Here is a 13,405-nt window from a genome sequence, read left to right as displayed (position 1 = left end):
AACATTTACATCTCTTTTTCTTCGGTTTTAGACAAAATTTCTTTCTTTCACCGGATTTAGCCATCCGTAACGCTTCGAATTGAAATCCATTGCTAAAAAGCAAGGGCTTACTTTTCTTAACACTTCAAAGAATATCGTTTCTGCCTCGTAATCTCCCGAAGCCACAATTTCTATCATGTGCTCCTTCATCATAAACGTCGCGTGGCCTTTTGCTTTCGGCAAAGCTATTCTATAAATATAATCCAGCTGCCTGTAATCCGTCTTGTTTAAATTCATTTTTAACCGCTGATGCATATGTAAAATAGGGATTGGTTGTGTAATATATTGAATCTGTTTCTCTGTCATTTCATACTGCTGCTTTTCAAGGCTTGTCCAATGATAGTCTTGAAACAGCTCAAACATAACCGATTCCCGGCCGAAATAGTGATTGGCAAATTCCTCTTTGATCAGGTACGTATAGTAGTGACGTTCCATCTTTTCATCCCCTTTTCCAGCAGCATTTCATTTGCTCTCTATTATACAAAAGAAGAAAAGAAAGAATTGTCTATTACTGTTAAACAGCCAATACTATTTTTGTCGGATAAACAAGAAAAAGAGGATGATTTGACTCATCCTCTTTCAAAAGCTTACTTATTGATTAATGCCTTAACTCGATTCACTACGTTCGGAACTGAGAAGCCGTATTCGTTAATGATGGTTTCACCAGGAGCAGATGCACCGAATCGGTCTATGCCGAGAACGTCACCTTCAAGCCCCGTGTATTTGCCCCATCCAAATGATGAGCCCATTTCAATTGCAAGACGTTTTTTCACATCTGCAGGAAGGACTTCGTTTTTGTATTCATCAGATTGTTTCTCAAAACGGTCCATTGAAGGCATGCTGACAACAGAAACATCGATATTTTCTTTTGCCAATTCAGCCTGCGCTTCAATTGCAAGACCTACCTCGGATCCGGAGGCAATGAGAAGAGCGTCAGGTGTTTCGTTTTTAGATTTAGAAACGACATATGCACCTTTTTCTACTCCTGCCAATGCTTCTTCAGCTGTTTGATCGATGGTAGGAAGGTTTTGACGTGTAAGCACTAGCGCTGTTGGGTGGTCAGTGCTTTGCACTGCAAGCTTCCATGCTGCTGCTGTCTCATTGCCGTCTGCTGGACGGATCAAAGAAAGGTTAGGCATCGCACGGAGTGAAGCAAGCTGTTCAACAGGCTCGTGCGTCGGACCGTCTTCACCAACCGCAATACTGTCATGTGTGAAGACATATGTCACAGGAAGGCCCATTAACGCTGCAAGGCGAATCGCAGGACGCAGGTAATCAGAGAAGACAAAGAAAGTTCCGCCGAATACACGAAGACCGCCATGAAGCGCCATACCGTTTAAGGCTGCACCCATCGCAAATTCACGTACACCAAACCAGAAGTTTTTGCCTGAGTAATCAACCGCTGTAAAATCACCGGCATTTTTAATAGTCGTTTTGTTCGATCCCGCTAGGTCAGCAGAACCTCCGACAAAGAAAGGAATTTTTTTCGCAAGTCCGTTGAGAACTTCACCGGAAGATGCACGGGATGCCAGGCTGCTTCCTTTTTCATACACAGGAACCTCTTGATCCCAGTCCTTCGGAAGCTCTCCTTTGATTGCCAGTTCAAGCTGTTCAGCAAGTTCAGGATAAACTTCTTTATATTTAGCGAATTGAGCATTCCATTCTTGTTCTTTTTTCTCACCTGATTCTTTAACAGCTGCAGCGAAATGCTCATAAACTTCTGACGGAACGTAGAAGTCTTCTTCATATGTCCACGCGTAAGCTTCTTTTGTTAATTTGCTTTCCTCTTTACCAAGCGGCGCACCGTGAACACCGGATGTACCGGCACGGTTAGGTGAACCGAATCCGATTGTAGTTTTCACTTCAATTAATGTAGGTTTCTTTTCATTTTGGCGTGCTTTTTCGATAGCCGCTGTTAATTCTTCAATATTGTTTCCATCCTCAACATAAAGAACTTCCCAATTCATTGCTTCAAAACGCTGTTTCACGTTTTCAGAGAATGAACGGTCGAGGTCTCCATCAAGAGAGATGTCATTAGAATCGTATAGTACGATCAGACGGCCAAGCTGAAGATGGCCTGCGAGTGAAGCGGCTTCAGAAGAAATACCTTCCATTAAATCACCATCACCGCAAATACTGTATGTATAATGATCGACTACGTTAAATGAATCGCGGTTGTATGTTTCCGCTAAATGGCGTTCAGCAATTGCCATACCGACTGCCATGGCAATTCCTTGGCCAAGCGGACCTGTTGTAGCATCAACACCGGCAGTATGTCCGAATTCCGGATGTCCTGGTGTTTTGCTGCCCCACTGGCGGAATCCCTTAAGATCTTCAATACTAAGATCAAACCCGCTTAAATGAAGCATGCTGTATAATAGTGCTGACCCGTGTCCAGCAGATAAAACAAAACGGTCACGGTTAAACCAGCCAGGGTTTGCCGGACTTACGTTCATAAATTTTGTCCACAGCGTGTATGCCATTGGAGCGGCTCCCATCGGCATCCCTGGGTGACCAGAATTTGCTTTTTCAATAGCGTCTATTGACAGTGTGCGAATGGTAGCAACTGATTTCTTTTCAATTGTATCCATAAAAATCCCCTTCCTTATGTGTTGTACCCTTACATCATAAATGTCTGACGACTTTTTCTCAACTGTTTCAGCTTAAATTTGAGAGAAACTTGTTGAATTTTGTCACATAAGAGTTTTGATTATAGTATATGCAAAAGAGGAATACGATATTGCCGTATTCCTCTTATATTAGTGAAGTTTGTTATTTCTTTGTTCTCTTTTTAGCTTTTCTGGTGTAACATCATTGCCTTCTGGGTCAATGATTTTCACACTTTTTAACGTGTTCTTCATAGAAGAACGAAAACCTTTCAAGTACTCTTGACGGAGCTTTTGCTGTTCGGCTTTTTCTTCTTCTGTAATAACGCCAGCTTTAGCTTTGGCAGCAAGTTCATTAATTCTGGCAATTTTCGCGTTTGAAATCATGTTAAACTCCTTTATTGCATTTTGTCTATATAGTACTAGATCAAAAAAAGTTTTACAACTGATTCACTCTGCTGTCTCTTCATTCTCTATGTATTCCTGAAAACGCCGGTGAACGGTTGCTTTAGAGACATCATAGCCAAACCCTCTTAGAGTAGCCGCGATTTCAGCAAACGTCAGTTTATTCGCTCTCAGGCGGACGATCTCAGAGATTGGCACCTCTATTTTTTCCTTTCCACTGTTCTCATGTTGGTTTTTTAAGTTTTTTTGCGGTTTAAAACCGTTTTTTACTGCACGTTTCATTCCCCGTCTGATTTTCATGTTGTGAATCTTTCGCTGATACTCTTCCACAATGCTGACGATTTCCAAGACCATTGAGTCAGCCTCCGATAACTCCAGTTCACCTCTATGAGCCGTTGTATAGACTTTCACACCTTCTCTATAAATACAATGAAGCAGTGCGATTTTTGCGTTTCCCCGTCCGAGCCTTGTCTCATCCTGAACCAAAATGACATCAATTCCAGCGTTCTTAATCTCATCAAGCAGCTCAAATACACCATCCCGATCCATTTCATATCCGCTGGCTTTTTCTGAAATCACTTTGACCACTTCCATGCCGTTCTCCGCTGCAATGGCCGTAAGCTCCTCCTCCTGCCGCTTTAATGACGTTTCCTGCTGTTCTTTATTTGTGCTTACACGGGCATAAATGAGTGCTTTCATTTTATCTCTCTTTCCTCTCTATTTTACAGTTGCTAATTCATATGCATCCTGATGCTTCTTTTTCAATGGGATCACTAACTCATCACCCGGCTGGATATCAGAGGTTTGAAGTTGATTTTTATCAGCTACCCATTCAATAAAATCATTTTTGTTTATCTTTTTTGTATCTGCTACCTGATCAGCAATTGACCAGAGTGTGTCGCCTTGCTGGACTTCTATTTTAACATACTGATTAAGCTCTTGGCCGCTGCTTGTATATGACAGCATAAGGATAACCGCGCTCAAAATCACTGTGAACAGACCGACAAAAATAATAGATTCTTTACTCATGATCATAACCTCCAACAGGAATGTTTGTTCGCATTTTTATAATTTCAGTATATACGAACAAACGTTTCTGTCAATTGTTTTTTCGAACCTATGTTTGTACTGTAAGGAAAATCATGCTATAATCTTCTTAAAATCGACGTTTTGAGGTGCGAAAAATGACGAAGCTATCAAAAAGGCAACTTGATATCCTCCGTTTTATTAAAGCAGAGGTTAAATCAAAAGGATATCCGCCTTCCGTGAGAGAGATCGGAGAGGCTGTCGGGCTTGCGTCCAGCTCTACTGTCCACGGCCATTTGGCCCGCTTGGAAACAAAAGGGCTGATCAGACGGGATCCGACAAAACCAAGAGCAATAGAAATTCTTGATGAAGAAGTAGACATTCCGCAAAGCCAGGTCGTTAATGTACCGGTCATCGGGAAAGTCACGGCGGGATCTCCTATTACAGCAGTAGAAAATATTGAAGAATATTTTCCGCTCCCAGACCGCATGGTTCCTCCAGACGAGCATGTATTTATGCTGGAGATTATGGGAGACAGTATGATAGATGCTGGTATTCTCGATAAGGACTATGTCATCGTTAAACAGCAAAACACAGCGAACAATGGGGAAATTGTAGTTGCGATGACAGAAGATGATGAAGCAACTGTAAAACGATTCTATAAAGAGGATACCCACATTCGCTTGCAGCCTGAGAACCCAACGATGGAACCTATCATTTTGCAGAATGTCAGCATTCTAGGGAAAGTGATTGGCGTGTTCAGAACCGTCCATTAATCTATTGATCTATCAGATGCATAAAATAACCCCCTCTTCCTTTACGGAGAGGGGGTTTGTTGTTCAAAAAAAGCAGGCTCGCCCTGACTTTTGGGTGCGAGCCTGAATAGGAGGAAAAAGAACATCATGTTTACACCATAATTATCCACCAAAAGATTGTTGAAGTCAAGAAATTTTCTTTCCTTTAGGAAACTTTTATCAAAATATGAACATTTAAAATATTAGACGCCATCTTCTTAAAAACGTTTCATTTTTTAGGTCGTGGAAGGATACGGTTTCATATTTCTTAAGGGGCGAAGCAATTGAAATATACTGAAAATTTAGTACATAGTTTAATTAGTTCAACATTCTGATAAAACAGCTCGCTTTCTTCATATAAAATGTAATATGTATTTCAATTTCACCTTCACCCAATCACTTGTGCAGTTCAAAAGATATGGCATCGTTGAACAAGTCGGGTAGAAACCTTCCCCAAACATAAAGTCTCCACCAACACCCTTCTTTAAATTTAACCTTATATGAAATATGGTTGTGATATCAAAAGGCCGTTTCATCATAAAAGTGCATATGCGTTTTTTCTTGTTTGTAATATCGAAGCCTGTCTTGAAGGGTTCCGGTATGAAATTCAAATTTGTGGCCGTCAGGGTCGGTAAAATAAATTGATTTTCGATCGCGTTCATCTCGTTCTATGCCAGGCAGAATATTGACATGAAGTCTTTTTAATTTAGCTGACATCTCCTCAAATTCATGATCTTCAATTGTAAAAGCAATATGGGTATAAGAAAGCTTAATGTCATTTCTCGGGATGTCTGGTTCTTCATTAAGCGCTAGCCAGATGCCGTTCATATCAAAATATGCAGTTGTTCTTCCCTTTACCAAAAGCTTTGCACCAAACACTTTTTGATAAAAATCAATCGATGTATCCAAATGCGAAACTGAAAATAGCAAGTGATTGATTCCTTTTATCTCCACAAATCATTCCCCCCTTGAAAGCTGATCATCCACATATACGACTTTTTTCATAAGAAAGTTTCATACAGCTGAAAAAAATACCAGTGTAAACAAAAACGGACTGTTTAAAATAGTAACATGACCATTATGAATGGTTTTGAATTGCATTATTTATCATTTGTTTACGCCCAAGAATTTTCTTCAAAAAATAACAATTTAGGTGGTCAAATGAAACATATCATTGCGCTTGCTTCAAAGATTGCTTTCACTCTCGCCCTTTTATATGTGATTTTGGACAGAGTCTATCACGCATCCTTCTTAAGTGTGATGTTTATTGCACTTTTCTTAGGTTTTGTTTCCTATCTTTCTGGTGACATGCTCGTCTTACCCAGAACAAACAATATTACAGCTTCATTGGCTGACTTTGGCCTTTCATTCGTTATTCTTTGGGTATTTGTTTTAACCCAAACAAGAAACGATTTCTCACCATTTGGAGCGGCTCTCCTTTCCGCTGCCTGTCTTACTGTTTTTGAATACTTTTTTCATCGGTATTTACTGAAAAATGTGCTTGATGAAAATTTCCGAAATGAACTGTCAGCGAGAGATAACACGTTGCAGTATCAAACGGAAGCCGCGGACGAGCTGTTTCCCGAAACGAAAGAGAAGCATAAGGAATAGGAGGCTGTCTTATCGCCTCCTATTTTTCAGTAGCTATTTTTGAGAAAACGGAACATCACTTCTGTAAACTCATAAAACCTCTCATTTTGAGTAACAGCTCTGCTTTTTAAAGAAAAGATGCCGAACAAAGACTTTCGAAACCCTGTGCTCATTTCTATCTGAATACTTAAACCTGTTTTTGATTTATTTGCAATGTTATTCGGACTAACGCCCGCATGCGGATGGTCCGTATTGAGCAATACAGCAGGAAAACCGGCATGCTGCAATTTCTCAACTAAATCTGCCGCTCTTACGCGATCTGTACCGCCGACTTCGATCTGCTGATCTTCTTCTGCGTACCCGTGTAATGAAATGACATATTCATGATTTCCCGTCATTTTAAGGGCCCGAGGTTCATCAAAGTGCGTGCTCGTAATGTGCAGGACTGAGTTTCCTGCCGATTTTAAGCCTTCAAATAAATACATCGAGTACTCTTTGCTGAGCTCTCTCGCTACTTCACTTGTCCCGCCTTCAATACCTCCTCCGTGAATAGCTAAAACAAGAACAGGGCTTCCGGTTTCTTTCGTAACAACGTCGTAATCAGAAGGATCTTCATTGTTTTTTAATTCCTCAAAATTCTGATATACATCTTCAGCATAAATTGAAGAAATCGGAGTAAATACCATAAAAATAAACAATAATTTTACAATTTTAATAGTTGATGGAAAACGTTTGGCTATGTTACAATCAACATGCTTCAAGGAATGGAGCAAACGGCGGAGCAGGGATACTTTGGCCGGTTTCATCTACTCCGCCTCTAAGTCCAAATCAACAGGATGTAGGTCTCTTTGAGGCTTTAGCACGAATTCTCTCGTCCTCCTTGTTAAATTTTTGTTAAATTCACAATATTATATACCATTAGCCCGGGCGCTGTTCTTCTCATTTTTGAATTTATGAAAAGTAAGCTGGCACCACCTCTCCCATTTCCATACAAAACAAAAATGCACCTGCCCTTTGGCCTGTGCATTTTTTATTTTCTCTTCATTCTTCGTTTTTTTGCTTGATTTAATTTCATGATGTTTTTTTCAATTTTTCTTATGTTTCGCCTTTGCGGGATTGTTTTCATTTCATAATAAACAGAAATAAACCCGCTTACTGTCACTGCTGCAATATAAAGGACGCGCTGTTTGATCATCCGGTCAGCGTGTCCATGATCATTCGCTTCTTTTTCCAGTCTTTCGATCACAGCTTTATCAAACAGCTGATCGACATACACTTGTTTCATTCCCACTGCAAACCCAGCAGCCAGCCAAAGAATCAGAAATAAACTGATATAAAACACCATAAACCCTTCCTTTCCTGTCTTGATGCGGTGCAGAATTTTAAAACAGTTCATCTCATTACAACTGGCAGACGAAGCTTCTTCTTTGTGTTAGGTTCTTTCAATAGGCTGGTTAATATGTGTAATGCTGTAATGAACAGTTAGAAATTTTAATCCAAACAGCCACATATGATGAACAGCGGTTAATTTGTTGTCATGTGCAGCTTCTATCAGAAAGGTTTCAGATAAAGGAAGCGGACAAGTTCCCGCTCTTGTTTGCAGATAAATCCCCTCATCCCCCGCTCTGCTTTTTCTCCGCCTGCTTGTTAAAACCAGCTTCTCCTGATGATGATATGGTTTTAAAACACCTGTCATGCTGCTGAATGGAAGCGGTAAAGAAATATTCATATACCCCTCTCCATTTGAACGATACACTGAATAAAGAGCGGTAAAAATGGTTTCGTTTTTTTCATTTGTTCTAATCCAGGCACGTACTCTTTCCCTTCCGTCTTTTTTCGAATGAACACCTCTTATCTTGCTGTACATCCTATACCAGTCAGGGTTCGTCGAAAGATGTATTTGACCGATTCTTCTGCTGAACCATTCGTAAATAATTGCAAGCGGCCGAAACCACGTGCTCCATGTTACTTTTGCTTTAATATTGTATTCGATGGTTTGTTCATAAAACGAAAGAATGAGCGGCTCCAGTTTTTCTGGTGAAAAATCTTTTGAACGCAGGCTGCCCATATCATCCACAAGTCCGCTGTACCGAGCGTTATTTTCAGCTTGAATGTTAGCTAAAAATTCTTCTCCAATCTTTCTTTTTCCGTAGATACGGCTGAATGTCTTTACACTGTCTGCATCAAAAGGCTTCGCATCCTCTATTCTCCACCCTATGAGAGCGGGCAAGATAACACCAAACGCATTGACAAAACCGTGAATCCAAATCATCTGATTGATGGTCAATGTAACTTCTTGCCGAAATACACCAAATGAATAAATCATCGAGAAAGCAATCGTTATCATTAAAACAGCGGAAGAAAGCCGAATAAGAAATGTCCCCGTCTTGGTGCGAAAAGCTGCCGTGAACACCAAAAATGCATGAAGATAAATCGCCGCCATATAAATGCTAACCGCAATGACATCAAGTGTTTTTGAATATGTGATGCCCAGTGCGATAAGAAGGGGCGAAAGCAAAATCACCCATGTTATCCAACTGTACAACATCCGATGTTTTCTAATGGTTCTGCCGAGTAATCCGTTGAAGATCGGGATCAGAAAAGCAGAATAGTGAAAGTGGACAGCAGTAAGCAAAATGATGAGAGGGCCAAATTGCATGATCTGCAAATGGGCAGCATAAGCAAAAAACCAAAATCCTCCTCCCGCCAAATAAATAAGACCGAACAAAACTGATGTCTCTTCGATTCTATGTATCTTTGTTTCCCAAAGGCGGAGGATCGCATACAATGCAATAAAAACTGTGTACATCCACCAGATAAGTGCGAAACCCCCAACCTCCGTCACTAGAGCCAGCACCGCAAAGAATGCGGCTGCCGGATACCACTGGATTAGCCCATATTCCATAAACTGAGCAGTACGAACCGGAGATTGACGAAAAACAAAAGGAAAAATTCCCGGCACGAAAAATAGAATGGATAACAAAACGAGTGCCTCTGCCACTGAAATATCCGGTGCTTCCGCTGCAAGAAATCCAATAAAACAAAGCGCACTGACTATGCCATTTCGTTTCATGATTCTCTCTCTTCCTCCTGAAACGTTCCTTTATAAAAGAAAAGAGTGCCGAGAATTGTATTTTTCACATGCACTTCAATGGTGAAACAATTCTTTTTTTCATCAAACGTTTCGCAAACTTCGGATGTACCGGTCAGCCATTTCGGCAGCGGGATTCTTTTTCCGCATATCAATAGCCATTGCTTTCCCGATGTGATCGTAAGAGAGCCGTCAAGAGATGCCTCGAACGTCAAAACAGACAACAGCAGATGAGGTTTGCCGAAGAAATCAAGTATTCTATTTTCTTTCTCGTCATATATCATTATCGCGTCAAAGAAACGTTTTTTGCCTTTAAAGAAAAATGTACGATTCCATTCTATCCCTGTATGTTGTGATTTCAAAAGACAAGTTCTATTTTGTATTGTAAATGGAATGTCTTTGCCTCTTTCTGAAAAGAAGCATCTGAAAAAAACACCCAGCTTTAACAGCATTCTAACCAGAAAAGAGCCTCCGCTTATTTCTGACATCGTTCCCGTCCCGCTGAATGTTTGAGACCCGTCTAATTGGTACCGTTTCCGCAGCTTGGGATGCAGCAAATGATAGTTAATAATTGATTTTTCATAAATCGAACTCACAATGTCACTTCTTTCTCTTTCGTTTTGTGCGCCTGGCACTGGGGAGCTGCAGGCTAAGAGCGCCGCTTGCAGCAGAAAACACACTCAACAGAACCCACATGAATATTTCGGAACCTAGACAAGCAAACCCAGCAAAAATACAAGCCTGGACACCATGAATGATCCATTTTCTTTTTAAAGGAAGCAGCCACAAAATAGCTAAGCCTATCTCCGCTGTTCCTGCCAATATGCTTGTCTTAACACCTGCAAAGCCTTGATAGAACCAAAACAGGCTGAAAAACAGACACATGAACACATAGATGATAGCAGATCGAATGAAGCGCTTCGGATGTTTATTTTGCTCTACCCAAAGCCTTAATGCATCAAAGCTCCAGGCAGTCGCCCAGCCAAGCAGCGGCCGAAATAATAAACGATCAATCCATCTTCCCAGCAGTCCGTAGGCTGTTTTGTATTGGTACTGTGTTAAAAACGTCATTTTCCCATTTTCTCTCTGTATATACTTCCAGTAGCCGCTTCCATGCCGAATCAGAGATAATGGATGATCAGAGCCAAAAGCCAGTGAAGAAGACCTTTCAGATGAACATTTGTTGAAAACACCGACGGTTTCTCCTGTACCTGACACCTTTAATCCAAAGCCTACCCTTGTTTCGTAAAGAAACTTCTGTTTTTCGCATGGCTGACTATTCAAATACGTAATATTTGAAAACCGGAGATCCCATTCCTTATGCAGTGATGGGTTTTGTGTATATTCCCAGAGTGTATCCAGATCAGATTTCATTTCGATTTCTACATAAATCGGTTTCTGCCTCACAGCCCCTTCTCCCTTCTATTTCAAGCAATTCCTATATTATCATATTGGTCGATTTGAAAAGTGTATATCTCTCCAAAAAAAGTATCTTTATCCTAAAAAATGCATAAAAAAGAGAAGAGAGGTTTCCTTCTCTTCCTTGGGATTCATTACTGAGTTTTAACCGTGCCGAAATGAGTAATTGTGACGTTCACACTGTATGTGATGTCGGCTTTACTGAAGGTGTCATCCCAGTTATTTTTCACCCTTTTCCATAAGTGAGGATATGTAAGTCTAAAAGATTCATCAAAACCCGCAACATCTGCTTTATAATCATGCTGAATTTTTTTTAATACCTGACCAACTATTTTCTTTACCTCGTTTTCAATAGTCGTTTCGAGACGATCTATAAACTGGGTGTCCAACGCCTCTTTTGTGTTCCAGTTTTCAACCAAATCGCCTTCTGATTCAATATCGACATGGAATGAAATATCTTTCCCTTTTACGATTGGCTGAATTCTGCTTTTGATTTTATTGATATCGTACGCTAACGTCTGTTGGCTCTTTTTATCATGACTTTTGACAACTCCGCCTTTCCCTTCTCCTCTAATCCATGTAATCCCCTCAGTTTCATATTCATTTAAGGTGCCTATCATTTTTTTCGATTTTCCGTTGATTACAGCTGCTCCGGAATACTTGACCGCTCCATTCGCCGCAACCACATTTTGCAGTAAAAAGCTGCTGCCAGAATGCAGTTTTCCAATTAGTTTCGCGAGTGTCATAGGGGGAAGAATTCTGGAAACTTTATGTTCATTTTCACCTAATCCAATCAGCCGAAATGCCGGAATTTCTCCGTTCTCTTTCAGCTGGAGAGCGTCTCTTGCTTCCCCTTTAGCAGATAAAACAAGACAGCTCAGCCTGATTTCATTATCACGAAAAAATTGATCCAGCATTTCGTCGATAGGAAATGTGTGCAGCACATCTTCACTCATGACAACAACTTTTAAATGCGGGCTAAACACTTCTCGGTCCCGTCTTAATGCAACCTCACTTCCGATCTGCTGTAATGAATCCCCTGTTTCACTTATATTAATGTACGCTTTTTGCGCTCCTTGTCCGCTACCGCCTCCCCCGCTTGTGCCCGCGCCTGCCGCTTTTTCATTAACAAATTGATAGGTCAGCGTAATGTTGTCTTTTTTCGGATAGCTCCCGCCCTCTTCTTTTAACTCTTTTTCAGTGTTCGTTTCTTTTCCTTTATCAATTGCGATAGCGAATGTGAGACCCAGATCTTCTATTTCCCGACTGCTCCAGCATCCTGTTACGCAAATCATCAGCAGACATACTATGACCATAGCAGGCAATTGACGTTTTAGTTTACTTTTCACCTCTTTTCCTCCATTTCGAAATGACTAACAGCAAAATCGGCAAAGCGCCAAATATATACAAAGCGATATGACTGACCGTATCGCCCAATATAAAGACGTCATTTTCATTTTTCGGCATGCAAGAGAGGATATATATAACAGGAAGCAGCCCAAACATACATGAAAGGGGTTTCTTTTTAAAAACTTGTGAGACTCCCAGGGAAGCTGCATAAAAAGTGATAATAAACGTGGCAAAAAGCTGCATAATCCAAATCACAAGCAGAAATGATTCAAACCGTTCAAATATTAAACCAGGTATTTCAAAACTTCTCATCAGGTCAAGCCCCGGCCATGTTCTCGTCACAACTCCCTCAACTGATAGTGCACCGATGACCATAATCATCGTAATCATATAAAAACTGGTCACAACGCCTGTCCCGATCACAACTGCTTTCACCGCATTTTTCGGCTTTTTCATAAATGCTACTAAAATGAACATAATTTCTGAACATGTAAATGAAAGGTTCGTTGTCTTTACACCTCTAAGAACCGGCATGATTCCATCACCTAATACAGGGCGCAAATTGTTGATCTCAAATATGCCTAAACTCATGAGGGCTATCGTTAAAAAGATGATGACCGTAATCGGAAAAATCATTTCAAAAAGCCGTGCAATCGGATCTAGGCCTTGTGTAATTGAATAAAGCCCAATCCAAAGAACTGTCATAATGATGGCCCAAGAAGGTGTCCCTTCGAGGAGAAAAAAATCCACGATTTCGGACATGACTCTGACTTCAAATGCACCGAGTGCCAGAAAATAAGTAATAAAAACAATACTGATCAGATGCCCGAGCCATTTTCCTACAATATGTCGGGAGTATTCATAAAAGGTCTCCTTAGGATACTGCTGGCTTAATTTAGCTATAATCATCCCGGCTATTACCGCTAGGACCCCGCCTAATAAAACTGAAATCCATCCATCAGGAGATTGTGTTTGTTCTGTTACTGTCCGAGGGAGCGTAAGAACTCCGGCAGCAAGCATATAATTAATGATGATAATCGTTGCCTGAGCGGTTGTGATTTTACTGGTTGGGCTGAACATGAGAC

The 13,405-nt window shown here is 40.7% G+C and carries 15 protein-coding genes and 1 pseudogene; 2 read left to right on the top strand and 14 right to left on the bottom strand.

Annotation, left to right across the window (positions count from 1 at the left end):
- Positions 1–27: 27 nt before the first annotated feature.
- The 5 genes from sirA to yneA all read right to left on the bottom strand — a co-directional run bounded on the left by sirA (position 28) and on the right by yneA (position 4,085).
- A complete protein-coding gene (sirA, locus tag NSQ16_RS09660) occupies positions 28–474 on the bottom strand; it encodes a sporulation inhibitor of replication protein SirA (RefSeq protein ID WP_003231591.1) in 447 nt (148 codons plus the stop codon).
- Positions 475–626: 152 nt separating this feature from the next.
- Entirely contained in the window at positions 627–2,630 is a 2,004-nt protein-coding gene (gene tkt / locus NSQ16_RS09655; protein WP_014476936.1) for a transketolase, read from the bottom strand.
- Positions 2,631–2,798: 168 nt separating this feature from the next.
- A complete protein-coding gene (locus NSQ16_RS09650; RefSeq protein ID WP_003231595.1) occupies positions 2,799–3,032 on the bottom strand; it encodes a DUF896 domain-containing protein in 234 nt (77 codons plus the stop codon).
- A 63-nt stretch (positions 3,033–3,095) separates the two neighbouring features.
- The gene (locus NSQ16_RS09645) at positions 3,096–3,749 is read right to left on the bottom strand and encodes a recombinase family protein (protein ID WP_015383764.1); all 654 of its coding nucleotides are present in this window, start codon (positions 3,747–3,749) and stop codon (positions 3,096–3,098) included.
- An 18-nt stretch (positions 3,750–3,767) separates the two neighbouring features.
- On the bottom strand, positions 3,768–4,085 hold the full coding sequence (gene yneA, locus NSQ16_RS09640) for a cell division suppressor protein YneA (protein WP_015252003.1): 318 nt from the start codon (positions 4,083–4,085) through the stop codon (positions 3,768–3,770).
- 149 nt (positions 4,086–4,234) lie between these two features.
- Here yneA and lexA point away from each other — a divergent pair, with 149 nt between their 5' ends.
- A complete protein-coding gene (gene lexA / locus NSQ16_RS09635; RefSeq protein ID WP_003238209.1) occupies positions 4,235–4,852 on the top strand; it encodes a transcriptional repressor LexA in 618 nt (205 codons plus the stop codon).
- Positions 4,853–5,138: 286 nt separating this feature from the next.
- Here the strand turns inward: lexA and NSQ16_RS09630 are convergent.
- Positions 5,139–5,481: pseudogene (locus NSQ16_RS09630) on the bottom strand (hypothetical protein).
- The gene (gene fosB / locus NSQ16_RS09625; RefSeq protein ID WP_230488769.1) at positions 5,390–5,824 is read right to left on the bottom strand and encodes a metallothiol transferase FosB; all 435 of its coding nucleotides are present in this window, start codon (positions 5,822–5,824) and stop codon (positions 5,390–5,392) included. The pseudogene NSQ16_RS09630 and the gene fosB overlap by 92 nt, the downstream one beginning before the upstream one ends.
- Positions 5,825–6,031: 207 nt before the next feature.
- Here fosB and NSQ16_RS09620 point away from each other — a divergent pair, with 207 nt between their 5' ends.
- Positions 6,032–6,481, top strand: coding sequence for a YndM family protein (locus tag NSQ16_RS09620; protein ID WP_003245454.1), 450 nt, complete (start codon positions 6,032–6,034; stop codon positions 6,479–6,481).
- Positions 6,482–6,507: 26 nt separating this feature from the next.
- On the opposite strand, the gene pghL is transcribed toward NSQ16_RS09620, so the two are convergent.
- The 7 genes from pghL to NSQ16_RS09585 form a co-directional block, all read right to left on the bottom strand.
- Positions 6,508–7,266: a gamma-polyglutamate hydrolase PghL gene (gene pghL, locus NSQ16_RS09615; RefSeq protein ID WP_230488768.1), complete on the bottom strand. Its 759-nt coding sequence runs from the start codon at positions 7,264–7,266 to the stop codon at positions 6,508–6,510.
- 224 nt (positions 7,267–7,490) lie between these two features.
- Complete coding sequence (locus NSQ16_RS09610) at positions 7,491–7,805, bottom strand: hypothetical protein (protein ID WP_003245621.1); 315 nt, start codon at positions 7,803–7,805, stop codon at positions 7,491–7,493.
- Between the two features lie 87 nt (positions 7,806–7,892).
- On the bottom strand, positions 7,893–9,533 hold the full coding sequence (locus tag NSQ16_RS09605; RefSeq protein WP_230488767.1) for a YndJ family protein: 1,641 nt from the start codon (positions 9,531–9,533) through the stop codon (positions 7,893–7,895).
- On the bottom strand, positions 9,530–10,147 hold the full coding sequence (locus NSQ16_RS09600) for a DUF4166 domain-containing protein (RefSeq protein ID WP_230488766.1): 618 nt from the start codon (positions 10,145–10,147) through the stop codon (positions 9,530–9,532). The genes NSQ16_RS09605 and NSQ16_RS09600 overlap by 4 nt, the downstream gene beginning before the upstream one ends.
- A gap of 4 nt (positions 10,148–10,151) precedes the next feature.
- A complete protein-coding gene (locus tag NSQ16_RS09595; RefSeq protein ID WP_015252009.1) occupies positions 10,152–10,958 on the bottom strand; it encodes a hypothetical protein in 807 nt (268 codons plus the stop codon).
- A gap of 146 nt (positions 10,959–11,104) precedes the next feature.
- Complete coding sequence (locus NSQ16_RS09590; RefSeq protein WP_003245832.1) at positions 11,105–12,319, bottom strand: Ger(x)C family spore germination protein; 1,215 nt, start codon at positions 12,317–12,319, stop codon at positions 11,105–11,107.
- Positions 12,309–13,400, bottom strand: coding sequence for a spore germination protein (locus NSQ16_RS09585; protein ID WP_003231622.1), 1,092 nt, complete (start codon positions 13,398–13,400; stop codon positions 12,309–12,311). Before NSQ16_RS09585 ends, NSQ16_RS09590 begins: the two co-directional genes overlap by 11 nt.
- Between the last annotated feature and the right edge of the window lie 5 nt (positions 13,401–13,405).

The organism is Bacillus sp. PS108 (genome assembly GCF_037963335.1).
Classification (GTDB): Bacteria; Bacillota; Bacilli; order Bacillales; family Bacillaceae; genus Bacillus; species Bacillus subtilis.
Note: the sequence above shows the minus strand (reverse complement) of the source record. Positions and strands in the feature narration are given on the sequence as shown.